Origin of the sequence: Adonisia turfae CCMR0081, assembly GCF_011009555.1 — a bacterium.
In the GTDB taxonomy this organism is placed as follows: Bacteria; Cyanobacteriota; Cyanobacteriia; order Phormidesmidales; family Phormidesmidaceae; genus Leptothoe; species Leptothoe turfae.
Genome location: NZ_QXHD01000004.1, coordinates 3,121,805 through 3,139,731 on the forward strand (window position 1 = coordinate 3,121,805; position 17,927 = coordinate 3,139,731).

Annotated in this window: 15 protein-coding genes; 8 read left to right on the plus strand and 7 right to left on the minus strand. The window is 46.7% G+C overall.

Annotation, left to right across the window (positions count from 1 at the left end; genetic code table 11):
* Positions 1–437: 437 nt before the first annotated feature.
* Complete coding sequence (gene dnaN, locus DXZ20_RS17585; RefSeq protein WP_163659126.1) at positions 438–1,565, minus strand: DNA polymerase III subunit beta; 1,128 nt, start codon at positions 1,563–1,565, stop codon at positions 438–440.
* A gap of 153 nt (positions 1,566–1,718) precedes the next feature.
* On the opposite strand from dnaN, the gene DXZ20_RS17590 reads away from it, so the two are divergent.
* Positions 1,719–1,937 (plus strand): hypothetical protein, encoded by a 219-nt coding sequence (locus DXZ20_RS17590; protein ID WP_163659125.1) that lies wholly within the window; start codon positions 1,719–1,721, stop codon positions 1,935–1,937.
* A gap of 241 nt (positions 1,938–2,178) precedes the next feature.
* On the opposite strand, the gene dnaA is transcribed toward DXZ20_RS17590, so the two are convergent.
* Positions 2,179–3,540 (minus strand): chromosomal replication initiator protein DnaA, encoded by a 1,362-nt coding sequence (gene dnaA / locus DXZ20_RS17595; RefSeq protein WP_163659124.1) that lies wholly within the window; start codon positions 3,538–3,540, stop codon positions 2,179–2,181.
* A 778-nt stretch (positions 3,541–4,318) separates the two neighbouring features.
* Between dnaA and DXZ20_RS17600 the strand changes: the two genes are divergently transcribed.
* The gene (locus DXZ20_RS17600; RefSeq protein WP_163699564.1) at positions 4,319–5,503 is read left to right on the plus strand and encodes an HhoA/HhoB/HtrA family serine endopeptidase; all 1,185 of its coding nucleotides are present in this window, start codon (positions 4,319–4,321) and stop codon (positions 5,501–5,503) included.
* A complete protein-coding gene (def, locus tag DXZ20_RS17605) occupies positions 5,504–6,031 on the plus strand; it encodes a peptide deformylase (RefSeq protein ID WP_163699566.1) in 528 nt (175 codons plus the stop codon). It abuts the gene before it with no gap.
* Here def and DXZ20_RS17610 read toward each other — a convergent pair.
* Positions 6,018–7,721 carry a DEAD/DEAH box helicase gene (locus DXZ20_RS17610; protein WP_250565803.1) on the minus strand — a complete coding sequence of 568 codons (1,704 nt, stop codon included), beginning with the start codon at positions 7,719–7,721 and terminating at the stop codon, positions 6,018–6,020. The two genes, def and DXZ20_RS17610, sit on opposite strands and share 14 nt — an antisense overlap.
* Before the next feature lie 579 nt (positions 7,722–8,300).
* On the opposite strand from DXZ20_RS17610, the gene DXZ20_RS17615 reads away from it, so the two are divergent.
* A complete protein-coding gene (locus tag DXZ20_RS17615; protein ID WP_163659121.1) occupies positions 8,301–8,738 on the plus strand; it encodes an ABA4-like family protein in 438 nt (145 codons plus the stop codon).
* On the opposite strand, the gene DXZ20_RS17620 is transcribed toward DXZ20_RS17615, so the two are convergent.
* Both DXZ20_RS17620 and DXZ20_RS17625 read right to left on the minus strand, forming a co-directional pair.
* The gene (locus tag DXZ20_RS17620) at positions 8,735–9,199 is read right to left on the minus strand and encodes a GNAT family N-acetyltransferase (protein WP_163699570.1); all 465 of its coding nucleotides are present in this window, start codon (positions 9,197–9,199) and stop codon (positions 8,735–8,737) included. The genes DXZ20_RS17615 and DXZ20_RS17620 overlap by 4 nt on opposite strands.
* Before the next feature lie 46 nt (positions 9,200–9,245).
* The gene (locus DXZ20_RS17625; protein ID WP_163699572.1) at positions 9,246–9,836 is read right to left on the minus strand and encodes a DUF6940 family protein; all 591 of its coding nucleotides are present in this window, start codon (positions 9,834–9,836) and stop codon (positions 9,246–9,248) included.
* A 254-nt stretch (positions 9,837–10,090) separates the two neighbouring features.
* Here DXZ20_RS17625 and DXZ20_RS17630 point away from each other — a divergent pair, with 254 nt between their 5' ends.
* Positions 10,091–10,291, plus strand: a complete 201-nt coding sequence (locus DXZ20_RS17630) for a hypothetical protein (protein ID WP_163659118.1) — start codon at positions 10,091–10,093, stop codon at positions 10,289–10,291.
* Positions 10,292–10,383: 92 nt separating this feature from the next.
* Here DXZ20_RS17630 and mutS read toward each other — a convergent pair whose 3' ends face one another.
* A complete protein-coding gene (mutS, locus tag DXZ20_RS17635; protein WP_163699574.1) occupies positions 10,384–13,083 on the minus strand; it encodes a DNA mismatch repair protein MutS in 2,700 nt (899 codons plus the stop codon).
* 129 nt (positions 13,084–13,212) lie between these two features.
* Between mutS and DXZ20_RS17640 the strand changes: the two genes are divergently transcribed.
* The 3 genes from DXZ20_RS17640 to DXZ20_RS17650 all read left to right on the plus strand — a co-directional run bounded on the left by DXZ20_RS17640 (position 13,213) and on the right by DXZ20_RS17650 (position 17,003).
* Positions 13,213–13,758, plus strand: a complete 546-nt coding sequence (locus DXZ20_RS17640; protein ID WP_163659116.1) for an EF-hand domain-containing protein — start codon at positions 13,213–13,215, stop codon at positions 13,756–13,758.
* 88 nt (positions 13,759–13,846) lie between these two features.
* Positions 13,847–14,719 carry an RMD1 family protein gene (locus DXZ20_RS17645; RefSeq protein WP_006517038.1) on the plus strand — a complete coding sequence of 291 codons (873 nt, stop codon included), beginning with the start codon at positions 13,847–13,849 and terminating at the stop codon, positions 14,717–14,719.
* A gap of 295 nt (positions 14,720–15,014) precedes the next feature.
* Positions 15,015–17,003: an alpha/beta hydrolase gene (locus DXZ20_RS17650; protein ID WP_163699576.1), complete on the plus strand. Its 1,989-nt coding sequence runs from the start codon at positions 15,015–15,017 to the stop codon at positions 17,001–17,003.
* 247 nt (positions 17,004–17,250) lie between these two features.
* Here DXZ20_RS17650 and DXZ20_RS17655 read toward each other — a convergent pair whose 3' ends face one another.
* Positions 17,251–17,805 (minus strand): FKBP-type peptidyl-prolyl cis-trans isomerase, encoded by a 555-nt coding sequence (locus DXZ20_RS17655; RefSeq protein WP_006517033.1) that lies wholly within the window; start codon positions 17,803–17,805, stop codon positions 17,251–17,253.
* Between the last annotated feature and the right edge of the window lie 122 nt (positions 17,806–17,927).

Sequence of the window (17,927 nt, forward strand, 5' to 3'; positions counted from 1 at the left end):
AATGATAAAACCTCTGTTCTAGCTAGAACAGCAACTTCCAGGACAGAGTACTAAATCTCTACTTAAACTAGGCTTTAAGCTTGATGGACTATGTGTTGCTATCACATCAGCCAAGCAACACAAGCATTCACTGTAGGATTTAAATAATTTCTACCTCTGGCTAGTATACCCAATGGCAAAAATTTGGCGGAAATTTCATGCACCCATGCACCCATCGACTCATCCACATTGGATAGTTAGCAAACTTACGCCCCAGGGTACTAGTCACCCAGGACTTCACGGCTAAATAGGACAAATACTGTTCCAAAAACAAGAGCAGCTAATGTGATATCCATATCTAAATCCTCGCTTAATTTTTTAGGCCATTACCAGATTGCCCTTTCTTGAAGCCTAATGCGAGGATTTAGATAAATTTTCCTTGAACTTTATTGACGTGCTTAACTACGAATTTGCACAGGCATCACAAGGTATGTCATTTGTAAACCACTAACGGGAGTCAGAATTGCTGGACTAGTGGCTGAATTGCACTGCAATTGCACTTCAGGACTCGGTAGAGCACGAAGGCCTTCTAGTAAGTACCTCACGTTAAAGGCAATATCGAGATCCTCTCCTGTCACCTGGGCAGACATTTCTTCTCGGCCACTACCCACCTCCTGGGCCTCAACTGACAAAGCCAAGGTTTGGGCTGAGCCAGCAATGGAAAGTTTGACAATATTATTGCGTTGGTCGGCTAGTACACCGATGCGCTCTAAAGCAGACATCAGCTGCTTACGATCTATTGTCAACTGCCGCTCGAACTGCTTAGGAATTAGTTGGCGGTAATTGGGATATTGCCCTTCTAAAAGACGAGTCGTAATGCGCTGATGCCCTAACTCAAAAACGACTTGAGTCGGATCAAATCTTAGGGAAATTGGCTCTGTTCCCTGATAAGACTGTAGTAACCGTTCTAACTCACGTAGGGCTTTGCCCGGAACTGTCACATCAATGGCCAAGTTCATGCCCGAATCATCCACACTCTGAACTACAGCTAAGCGATGGCCATCTGTAGCAGCAAATTCTAAATTTTCGGGTTCTGCCACGACATGAACACCTGTGAGCACTTGTTTGGTTTCATCAGAACTGGTAGCAAATAGAGCTCCCCGTAGACCTTCCAAAATGGATTCTGCCGAAACACTCGCTACCTGTCCATCTTCCACTAAGGGAAGGTTTGGATAGTCAGTGGCTTCCATGCCACGTACTTGATATTCACCAGCTGAGCAAGTCAGGGTAATCACTGGTTCGGTATTTGATTGGCTAAAATCCAAATCTTCAGGAGGCAGTTTAGCCACAATATCTCCCAATAGTTTGGCAGGAACTGTCAGCATCCCCCCCTCTTCAACATGGGCAGAAAAGCTGGTTTGGATCCCTAGTGTTTCATCAAAACTCGTTAGGGTAATGCGTTGTGCATCTTCATCTACCTTGACCAAAATATTTGCCAATACGGGCTTATTGGGCCTGGAAGGAACTGCCCGGCTGACAATTGAGAGATGTGTGTTGAGATCCCCCTGGGAGCACACGAACTTCATGGCTGACATATGTCTATCAAGAATGCTGGCCAATCGTAACACCCCAACAGAACGATGGAAAGCGTTTATTTTAAGCAAATTTTCTTGCTCTGTTCTATAGATAAGTTCTTTCTTTAAATTTAAACAATAGTAGTAGTAGGGCCTGTGGAAACTGTGGAAAACATCTTTACACCCCTTCTCTATCAGGCTATTGAATCTTTTTTGGCCTGTGGAAAAAATGTGGATATTCAGAGCCGTTTTCCACAAGATCTGAGTAGGCTAAATCTTTTTCCCCATCGCCTGTCCTATTATCCCCAGTTAATCCCCACCTTTTCCACAGCTAAAGTAGAGTTTTCCACAAGCGATATTTCTGGATTTTGGTATCAAACTTAATATTCTCAAAGCCTTCGGACGTAATGGTTTGATTGTTAAGTAGATCGTCAGTACTGTTTTCCACAGCCAAAAGTTTTCAATGTACTAGTCAACAGAAACCGCACCAGGGTCATATCCCTGGTGCGGTTTCTGTACTATTATTGCCTGATCCTTTTACGCAGGATGCCTGGGGCAGAGCACGTATGTCCTCTTTTTTGTCTGAGCCCTAGATTGACGACTTTGTATGATTTGTTTGATCTAGCTATGCTCGATTGCTTAAGCTGATGCGATCGCTAAGCTCACGTACCGTTTGAGCCATGTTCAAGTCTTTTTTAATGAGTTGAGCGATTTTATCGCAGCTGTAAAGAACTGTAGTGTGGTCTTTTCCACCAAAAACTTCGCCGATCTTGGGCAAACTAAGATCCGTATGTCGTCGCATTAAGTACATGGCGATCTGTCGAGCTTGGCTGATTTCACGGCGGCGAGAATTGCCTTTGAGGTCTTCTACGGAAACGCTGAAGACTTCGGAAATAATATCTATCACCGATGTGGGAGACGCATCGATTTTGCCTGTGGGGGCATCAAGAACCGGCTTCAGATTCTCGATGGTCATGGGCAGTCCTGAGATAGAGGTATAGGCAATAGCTCTAATGAGAGCACCTTCTAGCTCACGAATATTGGATGTGTAGCTAGAAGCAATATACTCAGTTACCTCACGGCTTAAATTCACGCTCTCGTATTCAGCCTTTTTCTGTAGAATGGCCATCCTGGTTTCAAAATCAGGCGGTTGAATGTCAGCAATCAATCCCATGGAAAATCTGGAGCATAGCCGTTCCTGGAGCCTGGGGATTTTATTGGGCGGACGATCGGATGCTAGGACAATCTGCTTGCCTGCTTCATGAAGCGTGTTGAAGGTATGGAAGAATTCTTCCTGGGTATATTCTTTGCCTTCAATAAACTGAATATCATCAACCATGATGATGTCGACTTCTCGATACTGTTCACGGAAGCGTTGCATGCTGTCCCGCCGAATAGCTGTGATGAGGTCATTCGTAAACTGCTCGGTGGATACATAGGCAATGCGAGCAGCGGTATCGATATCTAGACGGTAATGACCAATAGATTGCATTAAATGGGTTTTGCCAAGACCAACCCCGCCACAAAGAAATAGGGGATTAAACTCACGGCCAGGCGATTCGGCGACGGCCAGGGCGGCAGCATGGGCCATGCGGTTATTGGACCCGACAACGAATCGGGAAAAAACAGCTTTTGGGTTGAGGTCAGGTGGACTTGATTTACTGGTAGTGATGCGTTCTGTGGTTTGAGGTGAAGGCCAGGCGGCAGCATTATCCGTCCGATTCGTATCACCATCAACTGGTTCACTCACTGTGACGACCACGTTAATGTCTTGGCCCAACAGTTCTTGCGCTACGTCAGAAATGACTTGAATGTAGTGCTTTTGCACCCAATTACGGGCAAAAGGATTCGGTGTGGAAATAGTTAGAGTACTATCCGCTAGGGTTTGAAGTCGTGTGGGTTTGATCCACGTTTCAAACGTGGGACCACTGAGTTGGTCCTGAAGTTTATTGAGAACTTCATTCCAGAGACCATCCACTTTGTTCACAACTAACCCTCCAAACGGTGAGTAACTCTGCAATCTCAAGCTCAGTATTTTCTCTGAATGCTCCGTAATGGAACATTACAAGAATAAGGACCTCAAAATTAAACACCCCCAAACAATTGGACAGTGCTGAACTTGGAACACTATTTAATAAGGTCCTAAAAACCATAGTTGATTGAATAATCAACTATGGTTTTCAACAGGTTCTGTATTAAGAACCGTTTTATCAGTAATCACGCAAAATTAGACATTAATCGATTCCCCATGGCTAAGGCTGAAAAACTGAAGCTGATGACGGCACAGTGCTCTAACATCTCTTAATCGACGATCTCAGCAGGATGTCAACCTACTCTTAGGCGAGCTCTTGGTTGAACGACCCTGGATTAGGGATACACACCTGAATTGAATGGATAGTGTATGGCTTTTATCGACGTTTTCCCTTACAAGCACCCATTAACGAGGGCTATTCCCCATAAAGGACTAGGAATATTTAAATGCGTAGGTATAACTTTTAGTACATTGAAAACTAATGAGCTCTAATACACTAACCTGTTGTTGTTCACATATCCAGCAAGCACACCAGAGTAATCTGCACCATAGATATAACCTTCTTTAAAGGATGCAATGATCTAACTTGATGGAGACGAGGGTGAACTGGCACAGGTTACATGGTTGAATTTAGCTGTAGACGCTATACAGATAAGGGTTAGTCAATAGGACGCTGGCAATGTGTAGATGCTTGTGAGGCGTTCTGTCCAACCAGAGTCATTGCAAAGTTCCCATGCCTGATGCCATGTCTAAACTACGCTCCTCAACCGTTCGTTTTGCCAGGTCGTTAGCTCTTTACGGGTTTATTGCGGCCTGTAGTGCAACGGCAGCTGTGTTCACGACAGCACAACTTGTTCCAACAACGGCCCAATCGCCTACCTCTGGGTCTGGGCGTTTGCTGACGGACAGTAGCTTTATTGCATCCGTGGCTGATGATGTGGGACCTGCTGTGGTTCGGATTGATTCCTCGCGAACTGTGACTCGTCGGTCTGGACCGTTTGATGATCCGTTCTTTCGAGAGTTTTTTGGCGATATGTGGGAGGAGCCATCGTCTCGGGTTGAGCGTGGCCAGGGTTCTGGCTTTGTCGTCGAGTCAGATGGTGTGATTTGGACCAATGCCCATGTGGTTGAAGGGGCCGATGCGGTGACGGTCACGCTTAGGGATGGCCGTGAATTTAGTGGTGAGGTGGTGGGTGAAGATCCGCTAACGGATGTGGCGGTTATTAAAGTTCAGGCTCAGGATTTACCTACCGTGACCCTTGGCAATTCAGAGCAGCTGCGCCCAGGGGAGTGGGCTATTGCCATTGGCAATCCACTGGGGTTAGACAATACTGTTACGGCTGGAATTGTCAGTGCAACGGGACGCACAAGTGCTCAGATTCGAGTGCCAGATAAACGGGTGCAGTTTATTCAGACTGATGCGGCCATTAATCCTGGAAATTCTGGTGGGCCGTTACTAAATGAGCGCGGTGAAGTAATTGGTATTAATACGGCCATCATCGGAGGTGCCCAAGGATTAGGGTTTGCGATCCCTATCAATTCAGCTCAGCGTTTAGCTCAAGAACTGATCGAGAAAGGTCGGGTGGAGCATGCCTATTTGGGTATTCAAATGCGTACACTGACAAATGAGCTACGCCAACAAATCAATCGCGATCCTCGTAATGATCTGAGGTTATCTGCTGACGAAGGTGTAATTATTTTGGGCCTGATGCGTAATTCGCCAGCCTTAGAAGCAGGTTTGGAAGTGGGTGATGTGATTGTGGCCATGAATGGTAAATCGATCACAGCGGCTGAGCAAGTACAGCAAATTGTTCAAGATTTAGGCGTAGGCGAGTCGATTGGGATAGAGGTTGACCGGAGTGGTCGTCAGATAGCTCTGGATGTAATGACAAAGGCGTTACCGCAGCAGCGACGATAGATGGGCATACGGTCGGTTATTCAATTGGGTGATGTGAGATTGCGATCGCAAGCCCAACCCATTCAGCATTTAGATGATCCCCAGCTGCAACAGCTAATTGATGATCTGTTAGCTACCGCAGCGGCCAAAAATGGTGTGGGTATTGCCGCACCCCAGGTTGCTGAAGGCCTACAGCTGTTTATTGTGGCTTCACGCCCGAACCCACGCTACCCCGAGGCCCCGACTATGGAGCCTGTCGCCATGATTAATCCGCATATCCTTAACCACAGTGACGATCAAGTCAAAGGCTGGGAAGGGTGCCTCAGCGTGCCAGGGAAGCGGGGATTTGTTCCTCGGTACCGCGAGATCGAAGTAACTTACCTGGATCGCGATGGCCATGACCATCGTCAGCATCTGCAAGACTTTGTGGCGCGAATTTTTCAACACGAATACGACCATCTACAGGGCAAGGTTTTTCTTGACCGGGTAGAGCATCCCGATGACATTTTGACTGAGGCCGAATACCAAAATCGATTTAATTGTCCTTAGATTTGGTTTTGGGGCGTCGTCGTTTGCCACCGCCTTTGCCCGTCATTTCCCCTTCTACTCGGCTAATGCGCAAAGGGTGGCCCGCAACGGATACCTTTTTAAGGTGTCGCATCATTTCTTTGGGTATCCCCTCTGGCAAATCTACGGTGCTGTGGCTGTCGTAGATATTAATGCGACCAATGTAGCGACTTTCGAGACCGCTTTCATTTGCGATCGCGCCCACAATATGGCCAGGTTTCACCCGATGCCGATGACCGACCTCAATGCGATAGCGTCCCATGCCTTGCTCGGGTGGGGATGCCCTGCGTTCACGTCGCTGGGGTCGCTCGCGTCGGTCGCCGCGCTCTGGGCGACTGCGCTTGCGTTCTTCCAACAATAAGGGCTCATTGCCTTGTACCAACTTGGCTAAGGCCGCTGCAATCTCAATAGCAGGCACATTATGCTCCTGTTCATATTGCTCCATGAGATTGTTGAAGAACTCTAGATTCTCCTCAGCAATGGTGTCAGTAATTTGCTGTTTAAACCGAGCAATGCGCTTGTTATTGACCATCTCGGTCGTTGGCATCTCCATTTTGGAGATTTTTTGTTTGGTTGCCCGCTCGATGGCATACAGCAATCGTCGCTCACGAGGGGCTACAAATAAAATTGCTTCACCATTACGCCCGGCTCGCCCTGTACGGCCTACTCGATGGACATAGGTCTCGGTATCATAGGGCATGTCATAGTTAATGACATGGCTAATTCTATCCACGTCTAAGCCGCGGGCAGCTACATCGGTGGCGACGACGATATCCAGCTTGCCTGATTTAAGCTGTTCGACGGTACGCTCCCGCTGCATTTGTGAAACATCTCCACTAAGCGGGGCAGTTTCATAGCCTCGGGCTTCCAGCTTCTCCGCCAGCTCCACGGTGGCCAGACGGGTTCTAACAAAGACGATCATGCCGTCAAATGTCTCTGTTTCTAAAATGCGGGTCAGGGCATCTAACTTGTGGTACCCACTAACCATCCAATAGCGCTGTCGGATAGTGTCAGCGGTGGATGTTTTGGATTTAATCAGGACCTCGGTGGGATTATTGAGATGTCGCTGGGCAATATGGCGAATTTCTTTGGGTAAGGTGGCAGAAAAGAGAGCGACCTGTCGAGACGCTGGGGTTTTCTCCAATACCCATTCCACATCGTCGATAAAGCCCATGCGCAGCATTTCATCGGCTTCGTCCAATACGAGACACTGCAATGCGCTCAGGTCCAAGGTGCCGCGTTTCATGTGGTCCATGACCCTGCCAGGGGTGCCCACGACAATATGTACCGAACGTTCTAGTTTACGAAGTTGAATACTATAGCTTTGCCCCCCATATAGGGGCAGCACATGAAAGCCTTTCATATGAGATGCATAGCTTTGAAAGGCTTCTGCCACCTGAATTGCTAATTCTCTGGTGGGAGTCAATACTAGGGTATGGGGCAAACGCTGCTCAATATTGACGCGGGATAACAATGGCAGCGCAAAAGCCGCTGTTTTGCCAGTACCTGTTTGGGCTTGCCCAATCAGGTCCACACCAGCCAATACATGGGGAATAGTCTGGGCTTGAATGGGTGTTGGACTTTCATAGCCCAAACCTTCCAAAGCCTTTAGTACCGGCTCACTTAAAGACAACTCACTAAAGCTTGGAGCCGATTCCACATCCATTGGCATTTATCTAAATCTTAATATAGGCGCTGTTACAGCCTGACAGATGTTGAGTCAAAAACAAACTCTGACAGCAAAATAAGTGCTGAATAATCACTATTATGAGGGTTGCTAATTGAGGTCAGCCCCTAAGACGTTCCTCCCGAGCAATGGTTGGATAATTTCTACATTTTTTACAGACTATAAATAATTTCGTTTTTGAACGTCTCTACAATTCTACTTTATCTGCTCTATACTTGGAACAAGACACATAATTGGGTGCATCGTCTGAAACCATCTTGAGATATATAGAGCTTTTGGGATGGAGAAATCCTTGAACGTGATGGCAATCTTTACACGCTTAGGGCGCAAGGTTAGAACTCTCATTTAGAGTCTGGTGAAAGCACTAGCTTCGGATTTGTTGGATGTAGCTTAGATGCTTTGGCCTTGCTGATTCAGAGGAGAGTAAATCTGAAAAATGTCGATGTAGGGCAATTTTGCCGGTTCGAATCTTTCCCTTAATCAGCAAGCACCTCGATCCTCCTTTTCAAATATCATCGTTTTACAATGGCTCCAGTATCTTTTAATTGGTGAGCAGGTTAGGCGATGGTATTTGAATATATTTTTAACTTCGGTAATTTGTTTGTGCTCCCATTTTGGGCCTTGATGGTGTTATTGCCCAATTGGGACGTCACCCGCAAAATCATGGCATCCTACATTCCATTTGTGGTGTTGGCGGCGCTTTATGTCTATTGTTTTGTTGCCAGCCTTGATCCTGACAAACTCGAGGAGTTTGCTAACCCTACCCTGGCGGTGTTGGCCAACTTATTTTCAGATGAAAAGGTGATGACGACGGGATGGGTGCACTTCTTAGTGATGGATCTCTTTGTGGGCCGCTGGATTTACTTGCACGGACAAGAGAAACAATTATTTACTCGTCATTCCCTGGCGCTATGTTTGTTTGCTGGACCTATGGGACTTTTATCCCATGTAGTGACTGTGTGGATTACACCATTGTTTAAGTCTTCCGCTGAAGTGGCTTAAACGCTAGTCTCTGTTAAATAGGCAGACATCAGCATGTATTTGCTGCGGGCTTGGAAATGAGTCTGGGCGTAGAGGTGCTGTGCCCTAGTATTGGATGCCGCCACCTCTAAGTGCAGCGCATGAATATCCAGGGCTTTTGCTTCTTGCTGAATCTGCCTCAGGGTTTGTTTTCCCAAACCTTTGCCACGAAACTCGGGCCGGATATAAAACTCATCGATAAAGGCATCTTTGCCGCCAAATTCGATACTGTAGCCGAAGGTGAGGGCAATGTACCCTGCGATCGCAATATCTACAATAATTAACCAAATTCCCCCGAGTGAAGAGTCGGATAGCAGGCCATGAATAGCCTGTTTTCGGTTCTTGCCCGTCATATGGATGCGTTCAAACTCATGGTAGGCCTCCACCAGCGGCAATAGCTGTTGCAGGTTGTCCGTAGATGCGAGTTGGAGTCTGTAATGCATGATGTACCTCTATGGGCAACGGATATAAGCCCTAGGATGAGTAAAATTACAGGCTTTCAGGAATCTGACGATACGGATGATGGTGATAGTACTTAGGATAGTTATCAAGGCGCACATGTAGCCAGGCGACTCCACCACCTGCTGTACTAAGCCATACTGGCTGATCGCTAATGCGTTGGGCCATAGTATCACCGACTAAAGTCCATAGGGTATGTTGCTGAGGCCTCGGCGCATTTTGTACAAACGCCCCGAGATGACTGTAATCGCCATCAGCATCTGTAGGGCAGGGGACAATTAGCACAGCATCTTTGCCCAGATTCAAAAAATTAACAACCGGTTGATCAGGTGGGAAATAGGGTGAAAACGTCTGCCGATCAGGGGGGCGTGACAGGCTCGGGCTGTCTATTAACACACACTCAAAAGGAGTATTAACCGTTTTTGTCGTTATTGGTGGTGTTTCCCAACGAAAGCTGGCAAAAGGAGATTTTGCCAATAGGTCAATGAAAAAGTTACGAAAACCACTATCTTTTTGCCAGGCATCTATAACTGTTGCATAGGAAACAGGAGATGAATTTTTTGTGATGACAACCCGAAGGCTGTGAAGATTATGTGATTTTTCGCACTGTGCATTCCACATGACCGACTGCTCCCCTACCTTTGTCAAACTTTTGTCTAATTTTGCTCCAATGTCGGGAACTTTTCCTGGGATAACTAGATAACAGTGTAGAGGTCAGTGTGGCTAGTGTCAGTGATTATACGTTGCCTACTCACGAACAATTCACGGTTTTGCTGAGTAATTTACGCGCATTTGCGCGACCAATATCACCACGGACTAGCCATCATGGCAGTACAGAAACGTTGTTCCCTAACAGTTAACGCGAGAGCAGTCCTATGGTTGCCGTTAGAAAGACAGAAAGAACACCCGAGATTATATTGCAGCAGGTTTGGAATACCCACAAACTTACTCGTAAAGATCATGTCAGATTGTCTTCCTTTTTACTGTCCATTGTGGATTTAACCCCTAAACAGCGTGAGCAGGTACATCATATTTTTGATGAGCTGAGTCTGGGTAAAATTCAACTGGTTGACTAATACTAGACGCTTGGTGGAGGCGTTCCATAAAATGTCTGTACATTGCATTTTAGTTGGGATGACGGTATATCAGGGCGCTACAGAAAAGACTGTTATCCAAAAATATTGAGTTGAGAATCAGGGCTGCTTTCTTGAACTTTTGATTTTTTAGACGATTTGGTTACACTCCCTTTGCGGAGGCCTACGGCGATTTTACTGTGTTTTTCAATTTGACCCATGACCTGTTGGGCTCGTTTGATGACGCTGGGGGGCAATCCCGCTAGGCGACCGGCTTCTATTCCATAAGAGCGATCGGCTCCGCCAGGTTGTACCTGGTGTAGAAAGATAATCTGGTCTGGCATTTCTTTCACCGTTACCTGGAAGTTGGCCACATTTTCTAATAGTGAAGCGAGCTCATTGAGCTCGTGGTAGTGGGTGGCAAAAATAGTGCGGGCTTGAATATCACTAGCCAGGTGTTCTGCCACCGCCCAAGCAATGGAGAGTCCGTCAAATGTGGCTGTGCCTCGACCAATTTCGTCGAGTAAGACGAGGGAGTGAGGGGTGGCATGGTTAAGAATATTGGCGGTTTCATTCATTTCCACCATAAATGTGGATTGCCCGGTGGCTAAGTCGTCTACGGCACCAACGCGGGTGAAGATGCGATCGCACACTCCCAGCACTGCACTCTTCGCTGGTACAAAGCTTCCTACCTGGGCCATCAGCTGAATGAGCCCCACCTGTCGCAGATAGCAGCTTTTCCCGCTGGCATTTGGCCCCGTCAAAATGATCAAGTCCGGAGGATGGGCCTTGCCCCCCCTCCCATCGGGTGTTTCCCCATAACCAAGACCCGTCGAATTCGGCACAAAAAAGCCCGCAGGCAGCGATTGTTCTACCACCGGATGGCGTCCAGCTTCAATCGCTAGAGTCCGATCTTGCACAATATCAGGGCGACAATATCCCTGGTAGATAGCCAGCTCCGCCAGGCCACAAAGCACGTCTGCTGCCGCTACATTTACGGCCACCTTGCGGATGAGTTCAGCATGTTGGCCAACGTCTTCCCGTAGCTCTAGAAAAATCTCGTATTCAATTTGATTAATCTCATCCTTTGCGTTAAGGATGCGAGCTTCTCTCTCCTTTAGTTCTGGTGTAATGTAGCGTTCTTCGTTAGTCAGCGTTTGTTTACGAATGTAGTTGTCAGGAGCCTGTTTGCTCTTGGCCCGAGAGATACTGATGTAATATCCAAAGGCTTTATTGAAACCGACTTTTAAGTTAGAAATACCGGTACGTTCCCGTTCGGTAACTTCCAGATTGGCAATCCAGCGCTGGTCGCTACTGACTTGATCTCGTAGGCCATCAAGGTGAGCATTAACGCCTTCGCGGATCAGGCCACCATCTGTGAGGTAGAGCGGTGGGCTCTCCACTAAATGAGCTCTGAGCTTGCGTCCCATCTGCTCCAGTTCTGACGGTACAATCTGTAGTTTCACTAAATGCGGTGACTGGGCGTGGGCCATCAGTGCCGCCAGATCTGGTAACTTTTCAAATGACTCAGCCATGGCTACTAAATCACGACCGTTGGCAGTACCAGAGCCAGCGCGCCCGGCCAGTCTCTCTAAATCATAAATTTGCTTGAGGATCAGCTGTAGCTGCTGACGTAGCGTGCCGTTGTCTACCAGTTCACTGATCGTTTCTTGGCGCTCCTGAATGTTCTCGATGCTTAAAAGCGGTTGCAATAACCAGCGTCGCAGCGCTCGACTGCCCATGGCGGTCGTGGTTTTGTCTAAAGCCCACAGCAATGAGCCGTGAAAGATACCATCCCGTACAGTTTGAGTCATCTCTAAATTACGTCGAGTCTGATGATCAATCACCAGAAATTCTGTGGTGGTGTAGGTCGACAGAGGCTGTAGTGGTGCCAAACTCTCTTTTTGAGTATCTTCGACATAATGCAATAAACCGCCAGCTGCTCTCGCTGCGAGCGGTAAATGTTCGCAACCAAAACCTTCTAAAGAGCGTACGCGGTAGCTTTGTAGTAGACGCTGTTTTGCTTCAGCATGGGTAAACGGTGTTTGGGAACGAAAGGTATAGCAAAATTGTGCTGGTAAGCCTTCGGGTAAGTTGTCCGAGGTTTCTCCTGGCCGCAATAGTGCACCTAAATCAGGGGCGTTGGTGGGCACAAGTACCTCTGCGGGCTGCAGTCGCATCAATTCCTGAGATAATTGATCAATGGCTGTACCCTGGGTGGTAAAAAACTCTCCTGTTGAGACATCGGCATGGGCTAGTCCCCAATGTTTGTCGGCAATGACTAGGGCGGCTAAAAAGTTGTTGCGTTTAGCGGTGAGCATACCCTCTTCAAGAATGGTACCAGGCGTAATAACGCGGGTGACCTCTCGTTTGACCAGTCCCTGGGCCTGGGCCGGATCTTCTACCTGGTCGCAAATTGCGATCGCAAATCCTTTTTCCACTAATAGTGCGCAATAGCGATCTAGCGCATGATGAGGAATGCCTGCTAAAGGGACTTTACCGATAGCCTTGCCAGCATCTTTGCTGGTCAGGACGAGCTCTAGTTCACGGGCAATTGCGATCGCATCCTGAAAAAACGTCTCAAAAAAGTCCCCAACGCGATAGAGCAAAAGGGCATAAGGATAGGCATCCTTTACCTCAGCGTAGTGACGCATCATTGGCGTCAGGTCGTCGCGTTTGATCTCTTGATAGTCGGTGTACCGCACCGTATGTTTAAGCAACCGTTCTGGAATGCCAATGTCTTGGGGGGTATTACCAGAACGTTGGCTGTTGGTTTTAGATGCGGATGCGGTCATGGGGCCTTTGAACCGTTAGAACTCTGATTAATCTTATGATGCATGCTTAGATGCAATCTCTAAGATATCTAGGAAATCCACAAATCCATTGTTAGCGTTTAGAATCGTCTGACCAATGCTTACTAGCCCATGCTGACCGATATTCAGACGCGTAAGTTAACTAAGCTCTTTCATCTGTACGATGCCAATGACGATGGCGTACTGGTGCAGCAGGATTTTATTGCCTTGGCTCAGCGCCTGGCAAACCTGCGCCAGGAGGTGCAAGCTGCATCCCATCAAGAGCAAATTTTGACCCATTTCCAGCAGGACTGGGCCTGCCTGTGCGCAGCAGCAGATCAAAATTGTGATGCTCGGATTACCTTGAGGGAATGGTTAACCTATTACGAGCAGATTCTGAATGATATTAAGCAATATGCCAGTCGAGTGATTGCCCTAGTAACGTTGCTCTTTGCCGCTTTTGATCAGGATAACGATGGTCAGATTAGCGAACAGGAATGGATCAGTCTGCTGTCAGTGTTCAATGTGCTGCCAATCTATGCATCGTCCATATTTCTTAATCTAGATGTGAATCAGGATGGAGTTCTCAATCAGGATGAAGTGCTGACGTTGATTCATGATTTTTTCTATATAAATGAGCCCTCTGCTCCGGCCAACTTTATATTTGGTCCCTATTGAATCATCTGAAAAAGCAGGCACGAGTCTACTGAAACAGGTGGCCAGGCATATTATATAGCTGTGTATTTCTTAAACGCTCAGCCTTTGTATGGTTTCTCTAAGCACACCACCTGCTGATTTCAATACTCCACAATCATCGAATGCATCACTACCTCAGCTATCACCCGTCCCTTTAGGGTGGTCAACAGAAGATCGCATCGTGGCCCGTGCCCACTTAGTCGGTGAGCGCCTGATTGTGAAAACATTGGAAACCAAGGATGCGTTGTCTACCAACCCGTTGATTGTTAGGGCTGGGAAGTCCGGCTGTGCCGTACTGCTACGTTACGGTGTGGTTGTCGTATTTAATCTGAATGCTATCGAAGAAGCTGCATATTTAGAGTCGCTCAAGCCGTTAATCAAAGAACCATCGTCGGAAGATGTATTTGAGGATCTGCTGTTAGCATTTCATCCCACAGCGAAAGAACGGTTAGAGCAAGATACATTATGGCTGCGGGACTCTAGTGCAGAGCGTTTGCAAATTGTGGCAGAGGCCCTCGCAAAAAGCGTTGTCCTGGACTACTACGAGCAAAGGGTTTTTGATCTGTTTAATCAAATTAAGCCGTTTACAACAGCGATTCAAAACCCTAAAGAACGGGCACCAAAAGAGAAAGAGTTGCTACGCTACATCGGTGGAACGTTACTAATTCAGCAAAAAATGTTGGGCATTGTGGAGGTGGGTGATAAACCGGATCCGATTTGGGATTTCCCGGATTTAAACCGGCTCTATCTGCGTCTAGAGGACGAATATGAACTGCGGGAGCGACTTTTGATTCTGGAGCAAAAGCTCGCTTTGATTTCCCGTAGTGTAGAAACTGCGTTGAGCATATTGCAGCAGGGCAGCAGTCATCGGGTGGAATGGTACATTGTTATCCTGATTTTGGTGGAGATTCTGCTGTCGGTGTACGAAATTTGGCTGCAATAATCGGAGGTTTCTGATCATTGGAATGATTTAATCTAAACAACGTGGCCTTTGATGTACGTTTTTTAGAGCAGTTTATACTCTGTAAGTTAACCGCTCGTTGAGTGCAATTTTGAGAGTGCACATTATTCCAGCCCATCGCACTACGGAAAATATCAAATGGAACTTGTAGATTCAAGTAATTGCCTGAGTGTTGAAGGACGTACGGCTCTACCCATCACCATGACCTTGCGGCAGACAACTGTGCATTAGAGCTGAAAATTATCTAGATATCTAGACTCCTGTCAGGGGGAACACCATGGAATCTAAACCGTTGCCAGTGATCTTACGAAAGTTTGTCTTTCGAGACGAGCTATCACAAGACCATGAATCCCATGTGGATCAAGATATTGACGCAGGTCAAGATGCTTCCCAGGTCAGGCTTGTGCACATTGGGACCCCTGAACGTAAGCGGGCTTCCATTCCTGGCTATTTTGTGATGAGTAGCGCACCACCAAATATTGAAAATGCCAAAGCCATGCAAGAGTCAGAGATGCAGGCAGCGGCACGGGGTGTGAAGGAAATTGCCCGGCATCTCTACGATATCTGTTCTAAACAGGAGGGACCTGACCCTGAACTCATGATTACTGTTCACGGATATAACAGTGGTCGCAGCTCTGTTCGAGATTGGTATAAGAATATTTTTCAATATATTAACCGATACGACACAGTGATTCCAGGGCAAGGCAACCAGGTCTTCATCGGCTATCGCTGGCCGTCAGAGAATATTGAGTTTCGGCGTTTAGGGGAAGCTTGCAAAGCGCTGCCTCCTTTACCGCGAGCCTTGATGTTTCTAGGGTTTGGTGGGGCGCTAATTCTGCTAATTGTAGAACTTATGGCCTGGGATAAAACGCTGGCGGGTCTAATAGTAGTACCTCTATTGCTTTTGTTCTTAGGCCTATCCACCATAATTATTACACTGGTTATTTTGCGCATGGTGGTTTATTTTCGCGATCGCTACCGAGCTCACAACTTTGGAGTTCTGGATCTCGTTGAATTGCTGCGCCAAATTGACCGGGAATTAGTGAACTTAAAAGCTGCTGATATCAAGCGACAAAATCCCAACGAGCAATATCCTTGTGACAAAGCAGCCCAATTCTGGAAACAAACCCATCGTAAAATAAAACTCTCGTTTTTAGGACACAGCATGGGTGGTTTTGTGGTTACCAATGTGGTACGGATTTTATCCGATGTGTTTGATACGCGCTCCATTAGTAACAAACCTCCAGCCGATATTGGATCTGTTTTCCGGTTAGAGCGGCTGATTTTAACGTCTCCGGATATTCCGATTTTGACTATTGTGTCGAGCCGAGTAAATTTTCTCTCATCTTCTTTAAGACGATTTTCAGAGTCCTATTTATTCAGTAGTGAAGGCGATTTGGCGTTGCGGATTGCTTCGGCGACAGCTAATTACTTTACGTTTCCTAGTACGACAGAAGCAATGGGTTATCGTTTAGGGAATGTTTCGTTGAAAGCTGATCATAACAACTCTAAGGATTACGGCATTGTTAACTTGTCAGCTTTAGATGAATGTTTTTTCCCAGGTTCGTCTTTAGCGGATTCTATTGCTCGTAATCCTTACAAGATTATGGAGCATTTATTCCTTACCTATAACTGGTGTAAAAAAGATGGCTACAATACGTTAGCTAAAATATCGCAGGATTGTATCAAAGCTAGTCAATCTGAGACGATAAATAATTCTCCATCTCAAACGACTGCTCAAATTACGATTGCTGATTTCTTTACTTACTTTGACTGCACTGATTATAAAGACTTTACCTTCTCAGTAAAAGAAGATGCCACTAGTGAAGAGACAAAGGGGCTTCTGACCCGTGCTAACCGTAGAAAAGCTCTGAATTGGTGGGATTATCTAATGTTGATGGTGGATGGAGTGTTCGGAATACGAGATGTCCATGGAGGCTATTTCCAGGGACAGTTTACCCAATCAATGATCTATCGTATTGCATTCCTAGGCTTTCAAGGATATCTAAAAACATTGGATAACGATCCAAATATGGCCTTTGATCCTCATGTGGCGTTGAGTAAATTGCATTTGCAATGTCGTGCCTTGGGAATTCAGAGTTTTCTCTCTCCTATGCGCTACCGTGTGAATATTCAAGGAGCAAGTATTGCAGACAATAAGCAAGAACTGATCGCAGCCATTGATCAAGAGTCCACTGAAGTCTTGCAGTCGGATAATATGTTGGAATCTCTTCAAAATCAGGGTTTTGAAGTCATCGTGAAATAATTCAATCACTGCTCAGGTGAAGCATACAGGTCTTGTACGGTAAAGTAGTCGTCGAACTTTACAGTCTCGTAGTTTTAGGAGAGACGTTAACAACTATTTTGCAGAACCCATGGTTGATGCTTCCTCATGGGTGATTGCTGACCATTGGTTGGGCAAGGGGGCAAATATTTTTTAGATACGGTGTCTGCAAAAAGGGCTGCTCATATGAGCAGCCCTTTTTGCCGTTCACTTGATTTTTGCTAATTTCTTAGCCACCAACGCGAATCAGTTCTACATCAAAGATGAGTGTGGCATTGGGGGGAATAACACCACCTGCGCCACGGGCACCGTAACCTAGTTCGGGGGGAATGACTAGCTTGCGACGACCGCCCACACGCATAGTAGCAACACCTTCATCCCAACCTTTGATTACCTGGCCAACACCGATGGTAAAGGAAAAAGGCCGGTTGCGATCGCGACTACTGTCAAATTTTTCACCGTTTTCTAAAGTGCCAGTGTAATGCACTGTCACGGCTTGACCTTGTGTAGGTAGAGCTCCAGTACCGACCTCAAGGTCTTCGTACATTAGGCCGGAGTCCGTAGTTGTAATATTTTCGGCCATATCGGTCGTAGGTTCCTCGGTTGTTTCTTCGGTTGGTGGGTCAGGTTCTGCTTGAGCGACCAGCGTAGACGTGACAGAATCGGTCGTGCCTATGTCTACGGTCAAGTTACCGGCAACAGCTTCACTTCCTCGTAGCTGAGTAGCTAGTGCAACTACACAGCAAATGGTGAAAACCCCCAGGCTAATAAAAACTTCTTTCACAGTTTGTTCTCCCAGTGCGATAGCGCAAGAGCTGATGCATCAGCTCGTAACCTGCATCCAAATTGTACGTTACGATTCCTAAAAATTAGGTAGGACTCATGTCACATTTAGTGCTGGTACAG

Excerpts from the sequence above, each read along its gene's own strand:
- mutS (WP_163699574.1), bottom strand. The coding sequence starts at position 13,083 with ATGACCGCATCCGCATCTAAAACCAACAGCCAACGTTCTGGTAATACC.
- DXZ20_RS17650 (WP_163699576.1), top strand. The coding sequence starts at position 15,015 with ATGGAATCTAAACCGTTGCCAGTGATCTTACGAAAGTTTGTCTTTCGA.
- dnaN (WP_163659126.1), bottom strand. The coding sequence starts at position 1,565 with ATGAAGTTCGTGTGCTCCCAGGGGGATCTCAACACACATCTCTCAATT.
- DXZ20_RS17630 (WP_163659118.1), top strand. The coding sequence starts at position 10,091 with ATGGTTGCCGTTAGAAAGACAGAAAGAACACCCGAGATTATATTGCAG.
- DXZ20_RS17600 (WP_163699564.1), top strand. The coding sequence starts at position 4,319 with ATGCCTGATGCCATGTCTAAACTACGCTCCTCAACCGTTCGTTTTGCC.
- DXZ20_RS17620 (WP_163699570.1), bottom strand. The coding sequence starts at position 9,199 with ATGCATTACAGACTCCAACTCGCATCTACGGACAACCTGCAACAGCTA.
- DXZ20_RS17625 (WP_163699572.1), bottom strand. The coding sequence starts at position 9,836 with ATGTGGAATGCACAGTGCGAAAAATCACATAATCTTCACAGCCTTCGG.
- DXZ20_RS17610 (WP_250565803.1), bottom strand. The coding sequence starts at position 7,721 with ATGCCAATGGATGTGGAATCGGCTCCAAGCTTTAGTGAGTTGTCTTTA.
- DXZ20_RS17640 (WP_163659116.1), top strand. The coding sequence starts at position 13,213 with ATGCTGACCGATATTCAGACGCGTAAGTTAACTAAGCTCTTTCATCTG.
- DXZ20_RS17615 (WP_163659121.1), top strand. The coding sequence starts at position 8,301 with ATGGTATTTGAATATATTTTTAACTTCGGTAATTTGTTTGTGCTCCCA.
- def (WP_163699566.1), top strand. The coding sequence starts at position 5,504 with ATGGGCATACGGTCGGTTATTCAATTGGGTGATGTGAGATTGCGATCG.
- DXZ20_RS17645 (WP_006517038.1), top strand. The coding sequence starts at position 13,847 with ATGGTTTCTCTAAGCACACCACCTGCTGATTTCAATACTCCACAATCA.